We start from the raw sequence: 20,624 nt of genomic DNA on the forward strand, positions 1-20,624 counted from the left end.
TTAATGAACTCCTTTATTTCGACTGGTAATAGTAGTAATAAGTTTCGTTGTGGAGTATCCGTCTACAAAAGGAATTATTTGTACGCGTCCGGCAAATTCTTTGCCGACGACGTCATCCGGCGAGTAGTCTCCGCCTTTGACCAATACGTCCGGACGAATCTCCCGGATCAGCTCATAGGGAGTATCCTCGTCAAAAACAACTACGGCGTCCACCGCACGCAATGCCGCTAAGTGGTACGCCCTATCCGCTTCGGAAACAATCGGCCGCAAACTTCCTTTTAAACGTCGTATCGAAACATCGGAATTGACGCCGACGATCAAATGGTCTCCCAATTCCGCCGCCGCTTCCAAATACGTCAAATGTCCGCGGTGAATCAAATCAAAGCAGCCGTTGGTAAAGACGATGGTATCCCCCGCCTCACGCCATGCTTTAACTACCTGCGCAAGCTCGGGCAGTTTCAATACGGCGGCATCCTGATGGATATTATCACTCAACGAGACTGCCAGTTCCGATTGCGAAATCGCATACGTACCCACTTTGCCGACTACTACGCCGGCGGCACAGTTCGCCAAATGCAGCGCAAAACGCCGCGGCAACTGAGCTCCTATCGCCGCAGAAAGCACGGCTACTACCGTATCACCCGCCCCGGAAACGTCATACACTTCCCGCGCCAAAGCCGGATGCTGAAAACTGTGCGATTCATTATCCACCCAAAGAATGCCTTTGGCAGAACGCGTGACGGCCACTTGCTGCACACCCGACTTTTTCATCAGGGCAAGCGCCGCTGCTTTTACTTCGCGTTCGTGATTCGCAATCGTTGTTCCGCAGGCTTCACTTAATTCTTTCAGGTTCGGCGTTACAAGTGTAGCATTGCGGTAACGAGACCAATCCGCCTGTTTCGGATCTACCAGAACCGGTACTTGCGCATCGCGTCCGATTTGAATTACTTTTTGACAAAGTGATTCCGTGCAAATTCCTTTACCGTAGTCGGAAATCACTAAGACCGCGCAACCTTTTTCTACTTCCTTTGCCACTTGCTCACAAATGCGAGAAACGGTATGTTCCGAAATATCTTGAATCCGTTCCTGATCGATCCGCAGCATTTGTTGTTGTACACCGATCACGCGGGTTTTTGTCGTCGTCTGTAAGGCGACATCTGTCAATATGCCTCTGTCGTCGATGTCGTTCGCACGCAAGACCTCACGAAATTCATCAGCCGCGCTATCATCACCGACTGCACTGATCAAGCGTACCGGACAACCCAATCCGCGCAAGTTGGCAGCGACGTTGGCGGCACCGCCCAAACGTCGTTCCGTTTTTTCGATACGATGCACCGGCACCGGTGCCTCGGGCGAAATGCGTGCTACCTGACCGAATAGGTAGCGATCCAACATGACATCACCGACCACAACAATGCGCAAAGTATGTAATGAGTGGAAGAAACGCTCAACATTCGTGCGCATATTCATCCACCATTTCACACCAAATATGTCCCGTTAAAATATGCATCTCCTGCACACGGGCTGTCACATCGCTCGGCACATGCAGCACCAAGTCACAGCATGTATCCATTTCGTTACCGTTGGCCCCCGTTAAACCGATAATTTTAAGCCCGTTGATTCGTGCGATCTCGATTGCTTTCAGTACATTAGGGCTGTGGCCGCTCGTGGAAATCGCCACCAATACATCTCCCTTTTGCCCCAGCGCCGCTACTTGACGGGCAAACACTTCTCCGTAACCGTAGTCGTTCGCGGCGGCAGTCAAAATCGAAGTGTCCGTTGTTAATGCGATCGCCGGCAACGCACAACGTTCATCGTGGTAACGCACAATCAGTTCAGCCGCCAAGTGTTGCGCATCCGCCGCCGAACCGCCGTTGCCGCAAAATAAAATCTTCCGCCCGCGCTGCAAAGCATGGCAAATGATTTCTCCGCTTTGTGCTATTTCATTGGCATGCTCCTGATAAATCCGGGCGACTTCTATATGCTCATGAAGTGCATTGGCGATATCCATTATTTACCTGCCGGCAGTGTGTCGTTAAAGAAGCGCATGGCATTTTTGTGACTGATATGGTCAATGTCGTCCGCGGAGAATCCTTCTTTTTCTAGTGCTGTAAACAATTTATCCATTTCGGAGGCGTCATGAATTTCAAGGTAAGGCTGGATGCCGTCAAAATCGGTTCCCAACGCGACCGTTTCGATTCCTGCCATGTCAGCGATATATCGAGCATGGCGAGCAATATCCGCCGCCTTGGAAACCAATAGCGGCGTATCCAATTGAGGTGCCGGAATCGGTCGTTCGCCGATCGCCACCTGATGATATTCTTCTGTCGTCAACGGCGCCAAAAGTAATTTCGGATTGTTCAATTCGGAAGGATCTGTAATCGGTTTGGAACCGACGAAATTTCGCGAGAAGTTTAAACCGATCACACCGCCTTTTTCCCCGAACGCACGTAATAAATCATCGGGCAAATTACGAGGATGCGAAAAAACGGCGCGCGCATTAGAATGGGAAGCCATCACAGGTTTTTCGGCGCGTTCCAACAATTCTCTCGTACCTTGATCGTTCAAATGGCTCGTATCGACGATCATACCGTTTTCTTGCATCCACTCGACAAATTCCCAGCCACGTGCTTTGAGCCCTTTGTCTTTACCTTCTGTCCCGTTCGGAAATGCCAATTCATTTTCATAGTTCCAAGTCAATGTGACCAGTCGCACGCCGTCCTCAATAAACGCCTTTTTCAGTTTTTGCAAGTCACCGCCGAAAACCCCGCCTTCTTCTACGGAAAGCAATGCGCCGATGATGTGATCACGACGGCAGGCTTCCAGGTCTGCAAGCGTACGAACCCGGCGTACTTTATCACCATATTTTTCGATGTTCGCCAAAAACGTATCCCGCATTTCACCATAACGAACATACGCATCGGGATGTTCTTCCAGATCTACAAAAATCGCAAAGTCCTGCAGTAAATAATTTGACTTTTGCAGCTTCTCCAAGTCGATATTCCAAACATTCTTACGCAAATCGCCGCCGGCAGGTACGTCCAACAGCTTCATCAATGTATCACAATGCAAATCGATGATCATTTCGACTCAACTCCTTTTTGCTTTTGTTTCTCTTTGGCCATCAACGTTTCCAGTTCCGCCATAAAATCCTTCAAGCCACTGAACCGACGATAAACAGACGCGAAACGAATGTACGCTACCGGATCTAGATCGCTCAACTTCGCCAGAACCACTTCACCCAGTTCTTCCGAGGAAATTTCCTGCACCAGGCGATTGCGCAGTTCCCGCTCCACAGAAGCCACCAATTCTTTTATTTGTTCCACACTGACTTCCCGTTTTTCACAAGCACGCATCAATCCGCGTAACAGTTTGTCACCGTCAAACATTTCTCGATGCCCGTCACGCTTAATCACCATCAGCGGCGCTTCTTCGACCAGTTCATAAGTGGTAAAGCGGCGATGACAGGACAAGCATTCCCGTCGCCGACGAATGGCATTTCCATCGTCCGTCACCCGCGAGTCGGTTACTTTTGTATCAGCATATTTACAAAATGGGCATTTCATTTGGCTTCCCCCTTTACCCATATGGGATCGATGTTTCGATAATGAATGTCCAGATATCGTATTTATTATAGCATGCGTACCAAAAATAGCGGCAGGTATAGTTCCTGCCGCTATTTTTTAAACCACGATATTAACAATTTTTTGCGGCACAACGATCACTTTGCGAATCGCTTTGCCGTCGATAAATTCTTGCACCCTCTCATGAGCGAGTGCTTTTGCTTCGATTTCTTCTTTCGTAGCGGCCACTCCCACCTGAATGGTGGCGCGAACCTTGCCATTCACTTGCACGGCAAGTTCCACTTCATCCACCACCAGTGCCGTCGGGTCCACTTCCGGCCACGAGGCCTCATGTACGCTCTTTTCCTGCTCGCCCAGTGCCTGCCACAGCTCTTCCGCGATATGCGGTGTGAACGGTGCCAACAAAATCACCAAATCGCGCAGTACTTCACGGCGTAAACTGTCAGGAATATCATTGGCTCGCTCAGCGTAATCATGCAAAGCATTTACCAATTCCATGATCGCGCTGATGGCAGTATTGAAATTGTAACGACCGTCCAAATCGTTTGTCACTTTTTGGAGTACCCGATGGGTTTCATGACGTAAATCTTTATCTTCGGAAGTCAATTCGCGCTTTTGCGTCGGCATTTCCAGGTAACGTCCCACAATGCGCCAAACGCGATTCAAAAAGCGGAACGCTCCTTCCACACCGCGATCGCTCCATTCCAAATCACGTTCCGGCGGAGCGGCAAAAAGAGTAAAAAGCCGTGCCGTATCGGCACCGTACTGAGCGACCAATTCTTCCGGCGAAACCACATTGCCTTTCGACTTGGACATTTTACTGCCGTCTTTCAGCACCATGCCCTGCGTCAGTAATTTATCAAAGGGTTCAACCGCTTCCGTCATACCGGCATCGTGCAGTACTTTCGTAAAGAAGCGGGAGTATAAAAGATGCAAGATCGCATGTTCAATGCCGCCGATATACTGATCGACATTCATCCAGTAATTGGCCTTATCTTTACTGAACGGTTCCTGATCGTTTTGCGGATCCGTATAGCGCAGGAAATACCACGAAGAGTCAATAAACGTATCCATCGTATCGGTTTCGCGACGAGCTTTTTCGCCACACTTAGGACACGCCGTAAACAAAAATTCTTCATTCGTTTCCAGCGGAGATACTGCCGCCTTACTATTGAAATCTACATCGGTCGGCAAGCGTACCGGCAAATCTTCCTTGGGTACGGGCACCATGCCGCAATGCGGGCAGTAAACGACCGGAATCGGCACGCCCCAATACCGTTGACGGGAGATCAACCAATCACGCAACCGGTAGTTGACATGGGCTTCGCCGATTCCTTGTTCCTGCATTTTTTCCGTAATCTTGCGACGAGCTTCCGCACTGGTTAGACCGTTAAATTCGCCGCTGTTGATCAAAATACCGTCTTCCGTATAAGCATCATCAAGTTTTTCAGGTATTCTATCCGATGTATCTTCGCTTATGACAACATGTACCAGCAAATTATATTTGCGGGCAAAGAGAAAGTCGCGTTCATCATGCCCCGGTACACCCATCACAGCACCGGTACCGTAGTCCACTAATACATAATTGGCCACCCAAATCGGCACCTCTTCACCGGTTAAGGGATGAATCGCATAACCGCCGGTAAAAAGGCCGACTTTTTCGACATCTTCCGAAGTACGGTCGAGCTCGTTGACGTTTCGCATTTCTTCGACGAATTGGCGAACGGCATCAGCTTCTTTTTTGCCTTCAATAATTTTCTCGACTAACGGATGTTCCGGTGCTAAAACTACGTAGGAAACACCGTACACGGTATCGACACGTGTGGTATATACGGAGATGGTTTCCTCCGGCAACTCTTTCACGCCGAATTTAAATTCGGTACCTTCGCTGCGCCCGATCCAATTTTTTTGCATCGTTTTAACGCGTTCCGGCCAGCCCTTAAGGAGTTCCAGATCATTCAACAGACGATCCGCGTACGAAGTAATTTTTAAGAACCATTGCGAAAGATTTTTCTTTATTACCGGCGTATCACACCGCCAGCAGCAGCCGTCCACTACCTGTTCATTCGCCAGTACGGTACCGCAATGTTCACACCAGTTGACTTTCGCTTCTTTTTTATACGAAAGGCCGCGGTCCATGAAGAGTAAAAACAGCTCCTGCGTAAACCGATAGTAGTCCTCGCTGCAAGTCGTGACCTCCCGGTCCCAGTCATAGGAAAGCCCCAATTTGTTTTGCTGCTTTTTCATGTTTTCAATGTTGCTGTATGTCCACTTTGCCGGATGAATGTTGCGCTGGATCGCCGCATTTTCGGCCGGCATGCCAAACGCATCCCAGCCCATCGGATGGAGCACATTGTACCCGCGCATCGTCATGAAACGAGCAATCACATCACCGATCGCGTAGTTACGTACATGTCCCATGTGCAAATTTCCCGACGGATAAGGAAACATTTCGAGCACATAATATTTTTCTTTTTCCGCATCGGCATGCGTATGAAAGGCATCCGTTGCATACCATATATCCTGCCACTTTTTCTCAATCTCTGCAGGATTGTACTTATCGTTCATGGAATTTCCTCCCGTTCATTTCTCAGTTTATTAATTACTTATTATATATTTTAATGAACGTTTACGCCAATAAAAATATACAAAAAAAGAGCTTTCGGCAAGCTCTTTTTTCCGCCCTGTTATTTCCGCGGTAAGGTATCTTCTGTCCCTTGTTGCGGTTGCTGTTGCATAAGGCTTTCCCGATTTTTACGCAACGAATCAAGCGTTCCTTCCATGTTCTCTTCGACATATTTCAAAACATCGGTCGCATACTCAAGAGCGTTTTGCTGCATAGTGTCCGCGGTTTGGTTCGCATTCGCGATAATTTCATTGGCGCGCTCTTGGGCATTTTTCACAAGCTCGCTTTCTTCCGTGATTTTAGCGATATAATCTTTGGCCTGCGCAATAATCGTTTCCGCCTGTTTTTGTGCATCCATCATCACACGTTCTTTATCGGCAACGATACGCTTGGCGTTCTCCAATTCATTGGGCAACGAGCTGTTGATCGCGTCAATGATGCGCGCCACCTCGTCCTGATCGACAAGACGTTTGTTTGTTAACGGAACTTCTCTACCATTCATTACTACATAATCAAGCTCTTCCAGCAATTTGCGTGTATCCATGAATACCACTCCTTTATTTGGCAACCGCCAATTTTTCTTCCAGTGCGGTTAATACACATGGCGGTACCAACCGCCCCACGTCACCGCGAAACATGATCAACTCTTTGATTCCCGAAGAGCTGATGAACGAATATTCACCGCGCGTCATCATAAAAACCGTTTCAATTTCCGGATCCTGATCTTTCAATAATAACGCCCGCTGGAATTCATATTCAAAGTCACTGAATGCTCGCAACCCGCGAATGATTAAGCGCGAGTCACGTTGACGCACGTAATCATTGAGTAAGCCGGAGAACGCATCCACTTCTACGTTCGGAATATGAGTCGTTGCTTCTTTCAGCAAAGCTACCCGTTCTTCCATCGAAAACATCGGTTTCTTGCCGGGATTCACAAAGACCGCAACAACCAGTTTGTCGACCAATTGTGCACTGCGTTCAAAAATGTCCACATGGCCTTTTGTGACCGGATCAAAACTGCCCGGGCAGATTCCCACTCGCACGCAATTATCCTTCTTCCCTTTCTACCACCAAATAGGTCACCATAGTACCGCCGTAATGTTTCTGCCGCCAGAGCCGATAACCTTTAGGTATCTCCAAGTTTTCTTCCCGTGCCTGTTCAACAACAACTACGCTGGTAGGCTGCACGAATCGCGCACGGAGCAATTCCCGCAGTACAGGTTCCACCAAACCGCGTTGGTACGGCGGATCGAGAAAAACATAGTCAAACGGTTGATTCTGCGGCAAGTTCGCCAATGCCGATTCGACGCGTTGTTCACGTACTTCGATCTGTGAAGAAAAGTCGCAAACCTCCGCGTTTTGACGAATCACCGCAGCAGTTTTTTCATCTACGGCGCAAGCAAATTCCGCGCCGCGACTTAACGCTTCCAGCGCCATGGCGCCGGTGCCCGCATATAAATCAAGCACGCGTGTTTCCAGTAAACCTATATTGGCCAGCGTATTGAAGATCGCTTCGCGCACCCGATCTTGTGTCGGGCGCGTCGCCATCCCCTTCGGCGCCGCCAATTTATGTCCGCGTCTAGTACCACCAATGATTCTCATATACCCTCGATAGTTACATTGTATTATAACATTGGTATTTTCAAATTACAAAATAACAGGCTCCTGGTGCTCTTCTTTTTTTGCCCGTGTCATCAGGTTTTGCAATGCGTTTTGCAATAAACTTTCTCCGGAAAGCACTCGATATACCTGCTCGGTAATCGGCATTTCAATACCTTCCCGCTGCGCCACAGGATATACGATATGAGTGCTTCGGATGCCTTCCACCACTTTTTTTGTTCCCTGTGTGATCTGCGTTTCCGTCAAGCCTTGCGCTAATGCTCTGCCCGCTTCATGATTGCGGCTATGTTTACTCGTACAGGTTACGATCAGATCGCCCATACCGGAAAGCCCAAACAAGGTTTCATTGCGTGCTCCGAAATGCGCTGCATAGCGTACGATTTCCGCTAAGCCGCGAGTAATCAAAGTCGCACGTGTATTGTCCCCGTAACCGACGCCATCGACCGCGCCGGCAGCGAGTGCAATAATATTCTTTAATGCGCCACCGTATTCTACACCAACTATATCGGTGCTGTAATACGCGCGCAAATGCGGCAACATATAGACATCCTGCGCCCGCATAGCGGTTTCTTTGCGAGCAGCAGCGACCACGGTGGCCGCCGGCAACAAACGCCCGACTTCTTCCGCATGATTCGGACCTGAAATCACGGCGATCTCCTCCGTGACGCCGGCCAATGCGACTCTAATATCTTCCGATAAGCGTCCCCCGCTCGGCGACAAACCTTTCGCCGCCGAAATGACCAATGCATTTTCAAGGAGCCATGGACGAATCGCTTCCGCCATTGTCCCGATCGCTTTCGACGGCGTCGCCAACACGACCACGTCCGCATTCGTCACAGCTGCTTCCAAATCCGCGGTAATTTTCACTTGATTTGGAAGCAACACACCCGGTAAATATGCCGCGTGTTGACGAGTTTTCGTCATTTCCGCGACCGTTTCAGCGTTTCGTGCATATAAGCATACGTTCGGATGCACTTCGACAAGCGATCTGGCCATCGCAATGCCCCATGCACCTGCACCTATCATGGCTATCTGCACAATATCACCTCAGATTATCTTATTTTGTTTTACGCCGACGTTTTACTTTTGCGCGTTCAATTCGTTTCTCTTTGCCCTGCAGTAATCGCCCGATATTGGCACGATGTTGAAAGATGATAGCAATGACGCCCAAAGTCGCAAAAATCAAGAATGCCGACGGAGCCTGCCACCACCATAAAAGGATCGGTACGGTCAACGCCGCGACAATAGACGCCAAGGATACTAACCGTGTCGTAAAGACCAAAATCGCCCAAACGGCAGCCGCCGCAACGGCTACTGGTAGCGACAGGCAACACATGACCCCAAAGCCGGTCGCCACGCCGCGGCCGCCGCGAAATCCCAAAAACACGGAAAAGCAATGACCGACAATCGCCGCTGCCGCACAAAGCGCAAGCAGTATCGGATCGTTTCCACCTAACGATGTCGCCGCTACGCCCTTTAGAAAATCCGCGACAAAAACGGCAATCCCCATACGCGCTCCCAACGTGCGATAAGCGTTGGTTGCGCCGATATTATGACTGCCGTGCCGACGTAAGTCGGTACCGCAAAGCAGTTTGCCGAGCCACAAACCGCTGGGAATCGACCCCAGCAAATATGCTCCCATAACGCAAAGCAAATAATTAATCACTCATCATCACCATCGCGTTTACCGCGTAAAACCAATCGAATCGGCGTACCTTCAAATCCGAACGACTCACGCAAACGATTTTCCAAAAACCGCACGTACGAGAAATGAACGTATTGCGCGTAGTTACAGAAAAGCACAAAGGTCGGCGGTTTAACTCCCACTTGTGTCATATAGTACAGCTTGATTTCCTTACCATACTTCATCGGCGGCGGATTCATCAATTTTGCGTCCGTTAAAACTTCATTCAGAACCCCTGTCGAAACGCGGCGTGTTTGCTGTTCTGAAACGAATTGAATCAGCTCTCCCAAACGATGGATTCGTTGTTTGGTAAGAGCTGAGACATACACAATCGGTGCATATTGCAAAAAGGCCAATTCACGCCGAATATCTTCCGCGTATGTTTCGGTAGACTTGCTGTCTTTTTCGATCAAGTCCCATTTGTTGACAAGGATGATCATGCCTTTACCGGCTTCATGCGCATAGCCCGCAATTTTGGTGTCCTGCTCAGTGACCCCTTGTGTCGCATCCAAAACCAGTACGACTACGTCGGCACGATCGATCGAACGCAGCGAACGAATGACACTGTAATGCTCCACCGGCAAATCAATTTTTGCCTTACGACGCATTCCGGCGGTATCAATCAGCACAAATTCCTCGCCATGGTATTTCCAATGCGTATCAATCGAATCTCGTGTCGTACCGGGCACATCACTCACCAGCACACGTTCTTCTCCGAGCAGCGCATTGGTAAGGGAAGACTTGCCGACATTCGGACGACCGACCAGCGCCACATGCACAAGTTCATCTTCATGCGGATCGATTTCGCGCTGCGGAAAATGCTTCACTACATCGTCTAATAAGTCTCCCAGTCCCAGCAGATTGGAAGCGGAAATCGCATGCGGATCACCCAGTCCCAAAGAATAAAACTCATAAACATTCATTTCCTGCGCAGGACTGTCGATTTTATTGACCGCAAGCACTATCGGTTTACCGGCATCTCGTAGTAAATGGGCGACCTGTTCATCATCCGCCGTGACACCGACGCGCCCGTCACAGACGAGTACGATCACGTCGGCTTCCAAAATCGCAAGCTGAGCCTGCGCTTTGGTACCAACGCTGATATGGTCTTCTTCCGGCACCAAAAACTCAATACCGCCCGTATCAATCAGTGTAAACTGTGTGCCGAGCCACTCCGCATCAAAATAAATGCGATCGCGAGTGACACCGGGAACATCTTCGACGATGGAAATGCGTTTGTTAATAATAGCGTTGAATAACGTCGACTTGCCGACATTCGGCCGTCCGACCACCGCCACTAGCGGCTTGTCCATAGCTTACTCCTTCAATAAAAAATGCGGGAAACAGCGAACCGTCCCCCCGCATTTTTGCTTTTTCTTTGCCTCGCTGACGGTTTTATTCTTCGTCAGACGTCGCGTCCGCCGTAACCTCTTCGGCTTCAGCAACATCGTGCACCGGAGCTTCATCCGCCGGCATTTCTTCCGTCACACCTTCCGCATGCTCCTGTACCTGGATCAGGCTGAAGCTGATGCGTTTGCGGGATTTATTAATGCCGATGATCTGCACTTCGACCATGTCGCCGTCTGCTAATACATCGCCCACTTTTTTGCTGCGATCTTTGGTAATTTCGCTGATGTGCAGCAAACCGGTCAAGCCGTCAGTCAATTCTACAATCGCACCGAAATCAATCAATTTTACGACTTTCCCGACAACGGTATCACCGACTGCATAATTTTGAATGTCATCCATCCACGGATCCGGCAAGGTATCTTTGCGGCTGAAAGAAATACGCTGTTTTTCCGGATCAAACGATTTGATGATAACGTCCACTTCCTGGTTCGGTTCCAAAACGTCTTCGACTTTGTCGATTTTGTTCCAGGCTACATCGGAAATATGCAGTAAACCTTCAATGCCGTTAACGTCAATAAACGCGCCGTACGGCATGATTTTTTTCACGATACCGGTAAGTTGCGTGCCCTGTTCGTACGCTTCTTTCATGTTTTCCATTTCCGTTTCGCGATGAATTTCGAGCATCGCTTTACGGCTCAAAACCAAACGGTTTTTCAAACGGTCCACTTCCAGTACTTTCGCCTGGAATTTTGTACCGACAAGGAACGAGAGCGAGCGTACGAAACGCAGATCTCCCTGGGAAAGCGGAATAAAACCGCGTAACGATTTAATCTGGACGAGAAGGCCTGCTTTAATCGCTTCAATACCTTCGACTTCTACAGGTTCATCGTTAGCCAATGCCTGTTCGACGATATCCCAGTCCGCCAAACGATCCAATTTGATTTTGGAGATGTAGATCGTACCATCTTCTTTCACCGCATTGGTGATTTGCGCTTTGACTGTATCGCCGACCGCCAGTACATCCTTCATGGATTCCGGAGCCGGAAATGAATATTCACGCGCTTGGAGCACCGCTTCCGTTTTGTAACCAAACGAAACATAGGCCTCTTCATCGGTCAGATCAACGACCGTGCCTTCTACGATGCTTCCTTTGTGAAAATCATAATTCATGTCCATCTCTTCAAAAGTTGTTTTCATATCATCCATTGCCAACAATACCTCCTCGATTATCCAGTCCGGTGTGGATGCACCGGCTGTGATGCCAACCGTCCAATCACTTTGAAACCATGACGAGCGTAATTCTGCAGCCGTTTCAATATGGTATGCCGGGGTGCCGTTTGCTTTGGCAAGTTCGTACAGACGGCGTGTATTACCGCTGTGTCGGCCACCAATGACTACGATTACGTCGGCTATCTCTGCCAACTCCGCTACCGCATTCTGCCGCTCCGCCGTGACATTGCAAATCGTGCGATGGACATCTACATGATCCACTTTATCTTTGAGGAGAGCAAGCATCTCTTGGAATAAGGCCTGCGAAAACGTAGTTTGCGATACAACGCTTGCTTCAGAGAGGTGCGGCAAGTTGGCTAAATCGGCGGGCGTTTCCGCAACGATAGCGCGATCCATTGCCCATTCGGCAATGCTTTTGACTTCCGGATGATTTTTTCCCCCGAAAATAATTACCGTCTTACCTTCATTCACTAAGCGATTGGCTTCTTTTTGTGCCCGTACAACGTACGGACAGGTCGCATCGATAATCTTTAAATTTTTTTCATTAGCTCTATTATAACACGCCGGGCCCACTCCGTGAGAACGAATAATTACCGTTTCTCCAGGCACGTCATCAAGCGATTCGACATAGTCAATCCCCTTGGAACGTAGTCCTTTCACCACTTGATTGTTATGAATAATCGGCCCCAGAGTGACCGCGTCAGTCCCCGTTTTACTTAGGTCTTCCGCGATTTGCATGGCGCGTTTTACACCATAGCAAAAGCCCAGTTTTTTCGCCACAATAATCTTCATATCTCAACCTTTATACATTTCATAAAGTTTTTCTATTCTTTCTCTAATCAAATTATTAAGTTCTGTAATTTTTTCGGGAGTTGGTTTATCTTTTTCCACCATGACCGGTTTGCCAATGGCCACCACCGGTACCGATTTGCTCCACGGATGCATGGTATGAATCGCAGCCACGGGAACGATCGGCACACCGAGACGTAACGCCAGTGAGGCCATGCCGGTGTGGAAAGGACCCAAACCTTCATGCCGAATTCTCGTTCCTTCGGGAAAAATCCCTAGCAACTCACCGCGCCGAATAATCGCAAATGATTGTCGCATCGCCGCGCGATCCGCTTTGCCACGATGCAAAGGAACCATTTCTAAAGAATTTAAAAATTTACGCATAAAGAAATTATGAAACAATTCTTCTTTTGCCAAAAAATACACTTGCCTCGGCATGGCCGCAAAAACGAGTGGAGGATCCCAGTTGCTTTTGTGGTTAGACGCGATAATAACCCCACCTTCTTTCGGTACATTCTCCTGTCCGATTATTTTCGCGCCGCCCAGAAAAATAAATAAAATTTTTGCAAGCAGGTGGAGGCTCTTTTTAATCATTCCGTCACCTTCTTTACCATGGCTATAAGTGTATCTATCGTTTTTTCCCGCGTTAAACAAGTGGTGTCCAGCAAAACGGCATCTTCCGCTTGTCTGAGGGGGGAAATGGCGCGTTCCGTATCCTTGCGATCGCGTTCTTGAATATTTTGCACGATTTGCGCCAGTGTCTGCGGCTCATCGGGGTGGTTTTCATTCCATTGTACCAAACGCCGGCGGGCTCGTTCTTCCACGGAAGCCGTCAAAAACACTTTCAGCTCGGCGCGCGGTAACACCACTGTGCCGATATCGCGCCCGTCCATGACGATACCGCCGTTTTCGGCAAGGCGCTGCTGCTCTTTGACTAAATGTTGGCGCACGCAAGCATATGCGGCGACTTGTGAAACATGGGCCGACACCTCCGGACGACGGATATGAGCGGACACATCACGATCATTCACCGTCACTATCGGTTCTTCCTGATCATTTTTTAATTCCACCGTTAAATTTCGGACGACGGAGCAGACTTTTTCTTCCTGGTCCACCGGAACACCTCGATGCAGTAATTCGCAAGTCAGTGCCCGGTACATTGCCCCGGTGTCCAGGTATACATATCCCAGTCGTTGCGCCAGCTCTTTAGCGACCGTACTTTTGCCGGCCCCCGCGGGGCCATCAATCGCAACCGCAATTTTTTTCATTGCTCCGACTCCTTTCCTGCCGCGCTAACGCCCGCAAGGTAGCCGGTAGAAAACGCTGCCTGTAAATTATATCCTCCCGTAAACGCATGAACATCCAAGATCTCGCCGGCAAAATAAATGCCCGGCACAATTTTCGATTCCATTGTTTTGGGATTTACTTCTTTGGTGCTGATGCCCCCCGCTGTTACAATCGCTTCACGCAACGGTCGTGTGCCCGTCACTGTCAACGACAGATTTTGCAATGCGTGACCTAAGCGCAACCGTCCCGCGCGGGAAAGCTCCGCCGCCTTAACGTCACTTTCAATCCCGGCTGCCTGCAACATCGGTGCAATCAAACGCTGCGGCAATAAATCGCGCAAGGCATTGCTCATCTGCTGTAAATGATTTTTTTCCAAATCTCGCCGGAGTCTGGCATCCAATACCTCGGACGTAAGAGCCGGTTTTACATTCAAAGAAAATGTTGCTTTCTTGTTTTTTTGCAACGCCCGCGAAGCCGCATCACTTAAACGCAAGACAATCGGTCCCGATACGCCAAAATGCGTAAAAAGCATTTCGCCGCGCAAAGTCTGTTTCGCTTTACCGTCAATATGCAATGTGAGTTCGACGTTACGCAACGAAAGTCCCTGCAATGCTTTGCACCATGCTTCTTCACAGACAAGCGGAATCAGAGAAGGACATAGCGGTATTAAAGTGTGCCCCAATCCTTTCGCCAATTCATGTCCGCTACCGTCGGAACCGGTTTGCGGATACGAAGCGCCCCCGGTCGTCATAATCACAGCTTCCGCCGGCCAAGTACGTTCCGCGGTTGTCACTTCAAACGCAGTACCCTCTCGGTGAATTTCGCGCACAGATGCTTCCGTATGAACCTCCACCCCCGCTTTGGTGAGCGCCGTACGAAACGCACGACGGACTTCCTGTGCAGAGTCGGATTCGGGAAACACACGGCCGCCTCGTTCCACCTTCGTTTTTACACCCCATGACGCAAGTAACGAAAGCAAATCCGTATTTGTAAAAGTATGGTAGGCGCTATATAAAAATTTACCGTTGCCCGGCGTCTGGCGAATAAGTTCCTCCATAGACGCGGCATTCGTCAGATTGCAGCGTCCTTTGCCGGTGATCCCCATTTTAAGACCGAGTTGCGGCATTTTTTCCAGTAAAATCACTCGTGCGCCTGCCGTTTGGGCTGCATACGCCGCCATTTGCCCGGCGCAGCCGCCACCGATCACAACAACATTACGCATGCGTAACCTGCGCTTTAAGATCGCTTATTTCATTGGCTGTCAACGCTCGATAGCTGCCGCGCTTGACGCCTTGCAAAGTCAGGGTCGCATACCGTGTGCGTTTCAAGTTATGCACGCGAAAACCAAAGTGCTCGCACATACGGCGCACTTGGCGATTCCGACCTTCATGAATAGCGAGAACAATGGTCGAAAGTCCTGTCTTGACATCAAAAACGGCCTCGCTTACTTTTGCGGGAGCGGTGATGCCGTCTTCCAGCGGCACACCTTCGCGAAATGCCGTAAGCATTTTATCCGGCACGCGGCCCTTGATTTTAACTTCGTATTCTTTTTCCACTTCCGACGACGGATGTTCTAACCGGTTGGTCAGGTCACCGTCATTGGTCAAAAGCAGTAAACCCTCCGTGTTCAGATCCAATCGACCGACCGGATACAAGCGGACTTTTTCTTTTTTGAAATATTCCAATATCGTCGTCCGGCCCTCAGGATCGCTTAAAGTAGTGATGACCCCTTTGGGTTTATTAAAAAGGAAATACTGCAGCGGTTCCCGTTCAATTTTTTTGCCGTCGACAATAATCGTGTCGCGTGTAAGATCCGCTTTTTGACCCAGTTCGGTCACCACTTTACCGTTTACTTTAACTCGCCCTTCGGTAATCATCGTTTCGGCCGCCCGACGGGATGCCAGCCCCGCTTGGCTAATCAATTTCTGAAGACGTTCTCTCATCGTTTTCGTTTACTCCCTGCTTCTGATAATAGTCCCGCCAATTTGTTTTGCGCTTAAAATACGGCGTGACATCATATAAAATCGGTCGTCCCGGCAATTCGGCGCGGCCGATCTCCATAATTAAATTCTTTTCCAGTAAATTCGCCAGCGTACGTTCGCTTGAAACTCCACGCAAGCCGTCGATTTGCTGCCGCGTCACGGGTGCTTGCAACGCCACAATGGCCAGTACTTCCAACGCCGCTTTACTCAAATAGAGCGGCGGCGCGTAACGTTCGGCCAACAGCTTACCGTACTCCGGTCGCGTACATAGCCGCCAACCTCCCGCAGTCTCCTGTACCAGCAGACCTGACTGCGATCGGGCGGCATATTGGTCGGCAAGCTCCTGACAAAGTTTCACCGCCTCACTTGTACCGACGTTGAGCACTTCTGCGACTTGCGTCGTCGATACCGGTTCACCGGCAATAAAGAGCAGCGCTTCAAGTGCTGCGAGTGGTTCCGTTGCCATGACGTAATCTCTCCACATAAATGCCTATACCGAGTTCTTTCACCGTAATTGTTCCCTGCCAAATCATTTCTAAAACTTCTAAAAACAACGTCAGTTGTTCCCAACGATTGGTCAGTTTTTCAAAGTATGGGATAAGATCCACCGAGCCATGTTGAATCGCTTTTAAAAATGCTTCTCGCAGTGGCTTGGGATCCAACTCCGGAACCGGTTGCCAATCCGCCTCTGCCGGCTCTTCCTTTTGGATTAAACGCTGCCAAACACCGGTTAATCGCTCCATACTGACGCGCAACGTATACTCCGAAGCCTGTAAGGGCGTCGGCTCTTTTTCCAGAAAAAATGCATTCTCCGCCAAGCGTGTTTCAATTTCGCTTTTTACCGTTTGAATATGCTCCCATGCGATCAATCTCTCGGCAAGTTCTTGCCGCGGATCTTCTTCCTCTTCTTCCGCAGGTACTTTGGGCAGCAAACTGCGCGCCTTGATCGCTAAAAGCGTTGCGGCCATTTGGAAAAATTCCGTCCCCAACTGCAAATTAAATGCTTCCGCGCGCGCTAAATAATCCATATACTGCACCGTCACCGTTTGGATCGGGATATCGTAAATATCAATTTTTTGTTTGCGGATTAAGTGCAATAATAAATCCAGCGGTCCGTTAAACACCGGTAAATTAAATTGCACCGTACTAACTGCCATAGGTCACACCCTTATCTCATAATCTTTATTATATCTGATCCATTGTCGAGACGCCAACTGCTGTGAGATATCGTGGCAATAAAAAAACGGGCCAAAGCCCGTTTTTATTACTGCCAAAAGCTGCCTACCCATGAAAGAGCAGCCGCCACAAGTGCGATCACAATAAAAATACCGCTAAACCCCAAAAACACCATACCAAACAACAAACCGGCTCCTGCCACCGCCAGTTTCACAGGCAGCGGCAAATCTTCCCAACGTCGTACAATCACGCGTGTGCTTTTCGTATCTTCGGCGGTTCCTTCGGCATCGAAGGTCGTGCCGTGAAAGGCATCGCGTTCTTTTTTGCTAATCACGCGCGGTTCATCCGCACGGGTTGTTTTTTCTGTATGTTGTTCCTGCCACATAGTTTACTCCTGCAATTCTTTGACCAAGAGCTGGTTCACTACCTGCGGATTAGCGCGGCCTTTCGTTTTTTTCATGATCTGGCCGACTAAAAAGCCGATCGCTTTTTTCTTGCCCGCACGATAATCTTCTACCGATTGCGGGTTAGCGGCGACCACGTCATGAATCAACTGCGTTAATTCACCGGTATCGGAGATCTGTTTCAAACCTTTCGCTTCAATGATCTCATCCGCCGATTTACCCTGTTCCCACATATCGCGGAAAACAGTTTTAGCGATTTTACCGGAAATGGTTCCGTCAGCGATCTTGGCCAGCATGCCCGCGAGTCCCTGCGGACGAACCGGCGCCGTAGCCGGGGTTTTACCGGCTTCGTTCAGCAGCATCGAAAAATCGCCCATCAGCCAGTTCGCGCCTTCTTTCGCATCCGCACCGGCGGCTACGAGTTCGTCAAAATATTCCGCCATCGAGCGCGAAAGGGTAATGATGCCCGCGTCATAATCGGAAAGTCCGTGTTCCTGCATTAAACGGGTTTTGCGTGCATCCGGAAGTTCCGGCAATGCCTGCCGAACGCTTTCGATGTATTCATCGGAAATCGTGAACGGCACCAGGTCCGGTTCCGGGAAGTAGCGATAATCGTCCGCTTCTTCTTTGACACGCATCGTGGCTGTCGTACCTTTGCTTTCGTCCCAGGTACGCGTTTCCTGTACAATTTTTTCGCCGTCTTCCAAGGCTTCCGCCTGGCGTTGGGCTTCATACTCGATACTGCGTGCCACGCCGCGAATCGAGTTGATGTTTTTCATTTCCACTTTAGTGCCGAGTTTGGTTTCGCCTACCGGGCGCACGGAAACGTTGGCATCGCAACGCAGGCTGCCCTCTTCCATCTTGACATCGGAAACCGCGATATATTCCAAAATCGAGCGGAGTTTTTCCATATACGCGGCAGCTTCGGCACCGCTGCGCAGATCCGGTTCCGAAACGATTTCCAACAACGGTACACCGGTGCGGTTGTAGTCGACATTGGATGAATCGGAATCCGTAATGGTCGTGCCGCTGTGCACCAGTTTGCCCGCGTCCTCTTCCATATGGATACGGGTAATGCCGATGCGGCGTGTTTCACCGTCCAATTCGATATCCAAATAGCCGTGTTCGCAAATCGGCAAATCGTATTGCGAAGTTTGGAAATTTTTCGGCAAATCGGGATAGTAATAATTTTTACGGTCAAATTTCGTGAAATTGGCGATTTTGCAGTTCAACGCCAAGCCGGCACGAATAGCAAAGTCGACGACTTTTTTATTGAGGACCGGCAGCACTCCCGGCAGGCCCAAGCAAACCGGGCACACATTCGAGTTCGGTTCCGCGCCGAATGTGGTTTTACAGCCGCAGAAAATTTTTGTTGCCGTTTTTAATTCGGTATGTACTTCTAAGCCGATAACACTTTCGTACTTCATTACTTCACCTCTCCCAGAGCCGCTACTTTTTGCGTATCCGGCCGCGCCTGCTCAAATGTATAGGCCGCTTGCAAGAGCCGTTCTTCACTCAAGTTGGGGCCGATCAACTGCATCCCGATCGGCATGCCGTCGGCAAATCCGCAATTCATGCTGAGCGCCGGAATACCCGCCAGATTAACCGGTACCGTGCAGACGTCTTCCATATACATGGCCAGCGGATCATTGATTTTATCACCGAAGCGGAATGCCGTATCCGGCACCGTCGGCGTAACTAAAATATCCGCTTTGGAAAACGCGTTGGCAAAGTCTTCTTTAATCAGTGTGCGTACTTTCAACGCCTTCATATAATAGGCGTCATAATAGCCGGCGCTCAATACATACGTGCCGAGCATAATACGGCGCTGCACTTCCGCCCCGAAACCTTCGGAACGGGTTTTTTTGTACATTTCAATCAAATTTTCGCCCGGTACGCGCAACCCAAAACCGACGCCGTCATAACGGGCGAGGTTGGAGCTGGCTTCCGCCGGTGCCACAATATAATAAGCGGAAATAGCATATTTAGCGCGCGGCAATGAAACCGGAACGATTTCCGCACCCAATTCTTCATACGTCTTCAATGCATCTTCAACCGCTTGTTTCACTTCCGGTTTAATACCGTCCGTAAAATATTCCGCCGGTACGCCGATGCGCAAACCTTTGACATCGCTTCGCAGTGCGTTTGTATAGTCGGGGCGCTCCCCTGCGATACTCGTCGAATCCTTCGGATCGTGTCCGGCAATCGCATTCAAGACGATGGCGCAATCGGTGACATCCTGCGTCAACGGTCCGATTTGATCGAGGGAAGAAGCAAATGCCAGCAGACCATAGCGGGAAACCAATCCGTATGTCGGCTTCAAACCGACCAAACCGCAATAGGAAGCCGGCTGACGAATCGATCCGCCGGTGTCCGAGCCCAATGCCCACAATGCCGAACGTGCCGCTACCGCTGCCGCGCTGCCGCCGCTGGAGCCGCCGGGCACGCATTCCGTATTCCACGGATTTTTGGAAGGGCCGTAGGCCGAGTTTTCCGTCGAGCTGCCCATCGCGAATTCGTCCATGTTCAATTTGCCGAGGGATACATAATCTTGCGCCTGTAATTTTTCAACGACCGTCGCATTGTACGGCGCGATAAAATGTTCCAAAATTTTTGACGCGGCGCTGACCGGTTCACCGTCACTGCAAAGATTGTCTTTGAGTGAGCCCGGAACGCCCGCGAGAGGAGCAATCGTTTCGCCGGCGGCAATTTTGTCATCGACTTTTTGGGCGGTCGCCAGCGCACGCTCATGCGTATCGTGCAGGTAAGCGTGAATTTCCGGCTCCACCTTTTCTTTATGCTGAATAATCTGTTTTGTTAATTCCACCGCCGAGATCTCTTTGGCAAGCAGACGGCGATGACTTTCATGTATGGTCCACGCGTTCACAATAA

At 49.7% G+C, this 20,624-nt stretch carries 21 protein-coding genes; all 21 read right to left on the bottom strand.

Annotated features, from left to right (window positions below; translation table 11 throughout):
* Window positions 1-1,464 (bottom strand): D-glycero-beta-D-manno-heptose-7-phosphate kinase, encoded by a 1,464-nt coding sequence (gene rfaE1 / locus KIB08_RS01305; protein ID WP_303988558.1) that lies wholly within the window; start codon window positions 1,462-1,464, stop codon window positions 1-3.
* Window positions 1,448-2,011: a D-sedoheptulose-7-phosphate isomerase gene (locus tag KIB08_RS01310; RefSeq protein ID WP_303988560.1), complete on the bottom strand. Its 564-nt coding sequence runs from the start codon at window positions 2,009-2,011 to the stop codon at window positions 1,448-1,450. Before KIB08_RS01310 ends, rfaE1 begins: the two co-directional genes overlap by 17 nt.
* Complete coding sequence (locus KIB08_RS01315; protein WP_303988562.1) at window positions 2,011-3,084, bottom strand: dipeptidase; 1,074 nt, start codon at window positions 3,082-3,084, stop codon at window positions 2,011-2,013. Before KIB08_RS01315 ends, KIB08_RS01310 begins: the two co-directional genes overlap by 1 nt.
* A complete protein-coding gene (nrdR, locus tag KIB08_RS01320) occupies window positions 3,081-3,566 on the bottom strand; it encodes a transcriptional regulator NrdR (protein WP_303988564.1) in 486 nt (161 codons plus the stop codon). The genes KIB08_RS01315 and nrdR overlap by 4 nt, the downstream gene beginning before the upstream one ends.
* Window positions 3,567-3,683: 117 nt before the next feature.
* Window positions 3,684-6,152 (bottom strand): leucine--tRNA ligase, encoded by a 2,469-nt coding sequence (leuS, locus tag KIB08_RS01325; protein ID WP_303988566.1) that lies wholly within the window; start codon window positions 6,150-6,152, stop codon window positions 3,684-3,686.
* A 119-nt stretch (window positions 6,153-6,271) separates the two neighbouring features.
* Entirely contained in the window at window positions 6,272-6,754 is a 483-nt protein-coding gene (locus KIB08_RS01330; protein WP_303988568.1) for an ATPase, read from the bottom strand.
* A 13-nt stretch (window positions 6,755-6,767) separates the two neighbouring features.
* The gene (gene coaD / locus KIB08_RS01335; protein ID WP_303988571.1) at window positions 6,768-7,253 is read right to left on the bottom strand and encodes a pantetheine-phosphate adenylyltransferase; all 486 of its coding nucleotides are present in this window, start codon (window positions 7,251-7,253) and stop codon (window positions 6,768-6,770) included.
* Between the two features lie 4 nt (window positions 7,254-7,257).
* A complete protein-coding gene (rsmD, locus tag KIB08_RS01340; RefSeq protein ID WP_034436513.1) occupies window positions 7,258-7,812 on the bottom strand; it encodes a 16S rRNA (guanine(966)-N(2))-methyltransferase RsmD in 555 nt (184 codons plus the stop codon).
* 45 nt (window positions 7,813-7,857) lie between these two features.
* Window positions 7,858-8,868: an NAD(P)H-dependent glycerol-3-phosphate dehydrogenase gene (locus tag KIB08_RS01345; protein ID WP_303988575.1), complete on the bottom strand. Its 1,011-nt coding sequence runs from the start codon at window positions 8,866-8,868 to the stop codon at window positions 7,858-7,860.
* 19 nt (window positions 8,869-8,887) lie between these two features.
* On the bottom strand, window positions 8,888-9,496 hold the full coding sequence (gene plsY / locus KIB08_RS01350; protein WP_303988578.1) for a glycerol-3-phosphate 1-O-acyltransferase PlsY: 609 nt from the start codon (window positions 9,494-9,496) through the stop codon (window positions 8,888-8,890).
* Window positions 9,493-10,827 carry a ribosome biogenesis GTPase Der gene (gene der, locus KIB08_RS01355; RefSeq protein WP_303988581.1) on the bottom strand — a complete coding sequence of 445 codons (1,335 nt, stop codon included), beginning with the start codon at window positions 10,825-10,827 and terminating at the stop codon, window positions 9,493-9,495. Before der ends, plsY begins: the two co-directional genes overlap by 4 nt.
* An 82-nt stretch (window positions 10,828-10,909) precedes the next feature.
* On the bottom strand, window positions 10,910-12,886 hold the full coding sequence (locus tag KIB08_RS01360) for a bifunctional 4-hydroxy-3-methylbut-2-enyl diphosphate reductase/30S ribosomal protein S1 (protein ID WP_303988583.1): 1,977 nt from the start codon (window positions 12,884-12,886) through the stop codon (window positions 10,910-10,912).
* A gap of 3 nt (window positions 12,887-12,889) precedes the next feature.
* Complete coding sequence (locus KIB08_RS01365) at window positions 12,890-13,537, bottom strand: lysophospholipid acyltransferase family protein (protein WP_303988585.1); 648 nt, start codon at window positions 13,535-13,537, stop codon at window positions 12,890-12,892.
* Entirely contained in the window at window positions 13,474-14,151 is a 678-nt protein-coding gene (gene cmk / locus KIB08_RS01370; protein WP_303988587.1) for a (d)CMP kinase, read from the bottom strand. Before cmk ends, KIB08_RS01365 begins: the two co-directional genes overlap by 64 nt.
* On the bottom strand, window positions 14,148-15,392 hold the full coding sequence (locus KIB08_RS01375) for an NAD(P)/FAD-dependent oxidoreductase (protein WP_303988589.1): 1,245 nt from the start codon (window positions 15,390-15,392) through the stop codon (window positions 14,148-14,150). The genes cmk and KIB08_RS01375 overlap by 4 nt, the downstream gene beginning before the upstream one ends.
* Complete coding sequence (locus KIB08_RS01380) at window positions 15,385-16,113, bottom strand: pseudouridine synthase (RefSeq protein WP_303988591.1); 729 nt, start codon at window positions 16,111-16,113, stop codon at window positions 15,385-15,387. Before KIB08_RS01380 ends, KIB08_RS01375 begins: the two co-directional genes overlap by 8 nt.
* Window positions 16,085-16,618 carry an SMC-Scp complex subunit ScpB gene (scpB, locus tag KIB08_RS01385; protein WP_303988592.1) on the bottom strand — a complete coding sequence of 178 codons (534 nt, stop codon included), beginning with the start codon at window positions 16,616-16,618 and terminating at the stop codon, window positions 16,085-16,087. Before scpB ends, KIB08_RS01380 begins: the two co-directional genes overlap by 29 nt.
* A complete protein-coding gene (locus tag KIB08_RS01390) occupies window positions 16,590-17,309 on the bottom strand; it encodes a segregation and condensation protein A (protein ID WP_303988594.1) in 720 nt (239 codons plus the stop codon). The genes scpB and KIB08_RS01390 overlap by 29 nt, the downstream gene beginning before the upstream one ends.
* A 107-nt stretch (window positions 17,310-17,416) precedes the next feature.
* Window positions 17,417-17,713, bottom strand: a complete 297-nt coding sequence (locus KIB08_RS01395) for a hypothetical protein (RefSeq protein WP_303988596.1) — start codon at window positions 17,711-17,713, stop codon at window positions 17,417-17,419.
* Window positions 17,714-17,716: 3 nt separating this feature from the next.
* A complete protein-coding gene (gatB, locus tag KIB08_RS01400; RefSeq protein WP_303988599.1) occupies window positions 17,717-19,159 on the bottom strand; it encodes an Asp-tRNA(Asn)/Glu-tRNA(Gln) amidotransferase subunit GatB in 1,443 nt (480 codons plus the stop codon).
* Complete coding sequence (gatA, locus tag KIB08_RS01405; RefSeq protein ID WP_303988601.1) at window positions 19,159-20,619, bottom strand: Asp-tRNA(Asn)/Glu-tRNA(Gln) amidotransferase subunit GatA; 1,461 nt, start codon at window positions 20,617-20,619, stop codon at window positions 19,159-19,161. The genes gatB and gatA overlap by 1 nt, the downstream gene beginning before the upstream one ends.
* Window positions 20,620-20,624 lie beyond the last annotated feature (5 nt).

Source organism: Negativicoccus succinicivorans (genome assembly GCF_018372215.1).
In the GTDB taxonomy this organism is placed as follows: Bacteria; Bacillota; Negativicutes; order Veillonellales; family Negativicoccaceae; genus Negativicoccus.

Excerpts from the sequence above, each read along its gene's own strand:
- KIB08_RS01375 (WP_303988589.1), bottom strand. The coding sequence starts at position 15,392 with ATGCGTAATGTTGTTGTGATCGGTGGCGGCTGCGCCGGGCAAATGGCG.
- nrdR (WP_303988564.1), bottom strand. The coding sequence starts at position 3,566 with ATGAAATGCCCATTTTGTAAATATGCTGATACAAAAGTAACCGACTCG.
- scpB (WP_303988592.1), bottom strand. The coding sequence starts at position 16,618 with ATGGCAACGGAACCACTCGCAGCACTTGAAGCGCTGCTCTTTATTGCC.
- rsmD (WP_034436513.1), bottom strand. The coding sequence starts at position 7,812 with ATGAGAATCATTGGTGGTACTAGACGCGGACATAAATTGGCGGCGCCG.
- KIB08_RS01310 (WP_303988560.1), bottom strand. The coding sequence starts at position 2,011 with ATGGATATCGCCAATGCACTTCATGAGCATATAGAAGTCGCCCGGATT.
- KIB08_RS01395 (WP_303988596.1), bottom strand. The coding sequence starts at position 17,713 with ATGTGGCAGGAACAACATACAGAAAAAACAACCCGTGCGGATGAACCG.
- gatB (WP_303988599.1), bottom strand. The coding sequence starts at position 19,159 with ATGAAGTACGAAAGTGTTATCGGCTTAGAAGTACATACCGAATTAAAA.
- cmk (WP_303988587.1), bottom strand. The coding sequence starts at position 14,151 with ATGAAAAAAATTGCGGTTGCGATTGATGGCCCCGCGGGGGCCGGCAAA.
- leuS (WP_303988566.1), bottom strand. The coding sequence starts at position 6,152 with ATGAACGATAAGTACAATCCTGCAGAGATTGAGAAAAAGTGGCAGGAT.
- rfaE1 (WP_303988558.1), bottom strand. The coding sequence starts at position 1,464 with ATGCGCACGAATGTTGAGCGTTTCTTCCACTCATTACATACTTTGCGC.
- KIB08_RS01315 (WP_303988562.1), bottom strand. The coding sequence starts at position 3,084 with ATGATCATCGATTTGCATTGTGATACATTGATGAAGCTGTTGGACGTA.
- KIB08_RS01380 (WP_303988591.1), bottom strand. The coding sequence starts at position 16,113 with ATGAGAGAACGTCTTCAGAAATTGATTAGCCAAGCGGGGCTGGCATCC.
- KIB08_RS01360 (WP_303988583.1), bottom strand. The coding sequence starts at position 12,886 with ATGAAGATTATTGTGGCGAAAAAACTGGGCTTTTGCTATGGTGTAAAA.
- der (WP_303988581.1), bottom strand. The coding sequence starts at position 10,827 with ATGGACAAGCCGCTAGTGGCGGTGGTCGGACGGCCGAATGTCGGCAAG.
- KIB08_RS01390 (WP_303988594.1), bottom strand. The coding sequence starts at position 17,309 with ATGGCAGTTAGTACGGTGCAATTTAATTTACCGGTGTTTAACGGACCG.
- KIB08_RS01330 (WP_303988568.1), bottom strand. The coding sequence starts at position 6,754 with ATGGATACACGCAAATTGCTGGAAGAGCTTGATTATGTAGTAATGAAT.